At 37.6% G+C, this 3054-nt stretch carries 4 protein-coding genes; all 4 read left to right on the plus strand.

The window, feature by feature from the left end; translation table 11 throughout:
• The first annotated feature begins 87 nt into the window (after nucleotides 1–87).
• Complete coding sequence (locus CVN76_RS22500) at nucleotides 88–780, plus strand: AAA family ATPase (RefSeq protein ID WP_100533017.1); 693 nt, start codon at nucleotides 88–90, stop codon at nucleotides 778–780.
• A complete protein-coding gene (locus CVN76_RS22505) occupies nucleotides 780–1259 on the plus strand; it encodes a DUF669 domain-containing protein (protein ID WP_100533124.1) in 480 nt (159 codons plus the stop codon). The genes CVN76_RS22500 and CVN76_RS22505 overlap by 1 nt, the downstream gene beginning before the upstream one ends.
• A 78-nt stretch (nucleotides 1260–1337) precedes the next feature.
• The gene (locus CVN76_RS22510) at nucleotides 1338–1550 is read left to right on the plus strand and encodes a hypothetical protein (RefSeq protein ID WP_100533125.1); all 213 of its coding nucleotides are present in this window, start codon (nucleotides 1338–1340) and stop codon (nucleotides 1548–1550) included.
• Nucleotides 1551–1559: 9 nt separating this feature from the next.
• The coding region (locus tag CVN76_RS22515) for a phage NrS-1 polymerase family protein (protein ID WP_442857597.1) at nucleotides 1560–3054 on the plus strand (1495 nt) is incomplete at its 3' end.

Consider the following 3054-nt stretch of genomic DNA (forward strand, 5'->3'; position numbering starts at 1 on the left):
CAGCGGCTTAATATCCCTGAAATGTTAGAGAGTCTACAAAATAAAGCTGCAGAAATAGGTTCTAAAGAATAGGAAGGGGGTTTAAAAGTGGAAACCATAAACGGCTCTAAAATTAAGAAAAGCGAAAAGGCGAAAGTCATTATCTACTCAAAGCCAGGTGACGGTAAAACAACAGTTGCTGGATTGCTGCCAGGTAAAACATTGGTGCTCGATATTGATGGTACATGCCAGGTATTGCAAGGTTACTCAAATGTTGATGTTGCCAAGATTGACTCAAGCGATCCTCACCAAAGCATTTTAGATTTTTATGCACATGCAAAAGCGAATATCGCTAATTACGATAACGTTTTTGTGGACAATCTTACCCATTATCAAAAGCTTTGGTTGATGAGTAAGGGAGAAAAAACGAAAAGTGGAATGCCAGAATTAAAAGACTACGCTATATTCGACAACCACTTATTGAAAGTAATTGAAACATTCAATGGATTAGATGCCAACGTCATCTACACTGCCTGGGAAACTACACGCAGCATTATCCATGATGATGGGCAGCAATATAACCAATTCATTCCGGATATACGTGACAAAATCGTCAATCATGTTATGGGAATCGTGCATGTTGTAGCTCGATTAATTAGAAAAGCAGACGGTACACGCGGATTTATTTTGGAAGGTAACCAGAGTATTTTTGCCAAGAATCATCTTGATGATCGTAAAGGCTGCGTTCAAGAAGAATTATTAGTGTCATCCACAAATGAGAAAACAGGGGGAAATAAATAATGTCATTCTTTAAATTTGATGAGGAAAACGTAAGCACAGGATTTGAGTTAGTAGCAGAAGGGAAATACGAGGCAATCATTATTAATGCAAATGCACAAGATTTCCAGGGCCACCCAACATTAAATCTAGACTTTGAGGTGCGTTCAGATGTTCCACAAGCTCATCAGGGTGCAAAAATTTTGTACAACACGTTATATTTCCACAATGATGATCCTGAGTATAAAGAAAACAACATTAAACGGATCAATAGTCTTATCAAAGCATGCGGCTTCCCAAATGGATCTACATTTAAAGATGCTGATGATATGGCAAAACAGCTTTTTAATAAAAACTTGGTTATTACCGTTAAGCATCAAGAAGATAAAAAAGACAAATCAAAAAAATATGCTAAAGCTAGATTCTTCGATGCATCTAAGGTGAGTCCTCCAGAACAAGCTGGACCGTCTATTACCATCAGTGATGATGATGTCCCGTTCTAAATAAAATTAAATAGAGAAGTTGGTATTTTACTAGCTTCTCTTTTTTATACCCAAAATCAGTGAAATGAGGCGAATTTGATGCTCAATCGCACATCAGAAACAAATGATGTTTACCTAATCGCAAACATAAATAACAAAGGCGAAGTAACAAATTTTCCAATGGGAGGCGGAAGCAGCACGCGCCCATCTATAAAAGCACATGACAATTTAACGAGTGCCAAGCGTGCTAAAAGGTTTTTTAAAAATTCGGTGATAGTTAAGGCAACTGCATTTGAAGTTGTTGAGGAGTAGATGAGCAACATGAAAGAAAATCCATACAACTTTAACGAGATTCCAGCTGAATTAAAAGCCCTTCCGCAGTGGATCTTGTGGAAGGCAGAAACACGCGGCGGTAAGCCGACAAAAGTACCGTATCAAGTGAACGGTGAAATGGCCCAGGCAAACAACAGGCGTACTTGGTCAACATTTGCAACAGCAGTCAAATTCTATTTAGAAGGCGACTATGACGGCATAGGGTTTGTATTTAGCCGGCAGGACAATTACATCGGGATCGATATTGATAAATGTGTTGTAGATGGAAAGACGAATACTCTTTCAACAGAAATTATCGATACATTAGACAGCTATACGGAATTTTCTCCAAGTGGAAAAGGCATTCACATCATTATCAAAGGGAACCTTCCACAATCAGTTTTAGGGACCGGTCGGAAAAATACAAAGCATGGTTTGGAAATTTACTCATACGGACGATACTTTACTTTTTCTGGGAATCGTGAAAATTCAAATGAAGTGTATGAACGGACGGATGAGCTGGCAGAAGTGTTCGAACAATATTTCGATGACAGTGATATCCAAGGACGAGTCAACTTAGCTGAATTTGAGAAAGACGAAATCACTATTACAAACGATGCTTTATGGGGAAGAATTTTCCGAAGTAAAAACGGCGATGAAATACGTTCATTATTTAATGGGAACCTGATAAATAACGATCATTCTGCCAGTGATCTATCCTTATGTAATCACCTTGCATTTTGGACTGGCAAATCAGCAACACGAATGGATACTATGTTTCGTGAATCAGCTCTTATGCGTGATAAATGGGATGTTATCCATTTTAGAGATACAAATGAAACGTATGGCGAACGAACGATAGCAACAGCCATTTCTGCCACCTCTACAACAATATTAGATAACAAGGAACAATTCGCAGAATTCTCTTTTGACTTCCACAATGTTAAGGAAGAAGTTGTGGAGGAAAAACCAAAAAAGAAATTCCGTTTAACTGAACTTGGAAATGCCGAACGAATTGCATATGAATATGGTCATGTCATTAAATACGTTAGCGATATTGGTTGGTTCATATGGGATGGAAAACGGTGGAAGGTAGACAATAAAAAAGAAATTGAACGCATCACAGCCAAAGTATTACGCGGCCTTTATAAATCTGAGGATGAATCAGAATCAAAGTGGGCTCGGATGTGTGAAAGAAGAAATATCCGAATGAATAGTATTAAAGATTTAATGCCACTAGTTCCAGCTGAGCGTGAAGATTTTGATCAACATAAATTTTTATTGAATGTTGAAAATGGAATTATCAATTTGAAATCTGGAAATCTTCAGCAGCACGATCGTGAGCTTGGAATTTCAAAAATCACAAATGTTGAATTTGACGAAAATGCAAAATATCCAACTTGGTCAAATTTCCTGAATCAAATATTTAAAGGTGACAAAGACTTAATTGAATATATGCAACGACTTGTTGGATACTCGCTAACTGGGGATATATCAGAACAAT

The sequence above is a fragment of the Bacillus sp. mrc49 genome, from assembly GCF_002803435.1.

What these genes read in the sequence shown, in the direction of transcription:
- CVN76_RS22505 (WP_100533124.1), top strand. Translation starts at nt 780, where the DNA reads ATGTCATTCTTTAAATTTGATGAGGAAAACGTAAGCACAGGATTTGAG.
- CVN76_RS22510 (WP_100533125.1), top strand. Translation starts at nt 1,338, where the DNA reads ATGCTCAATCGCACATCAGAAACAAATGATGTTTACCTAATCGCAAAC.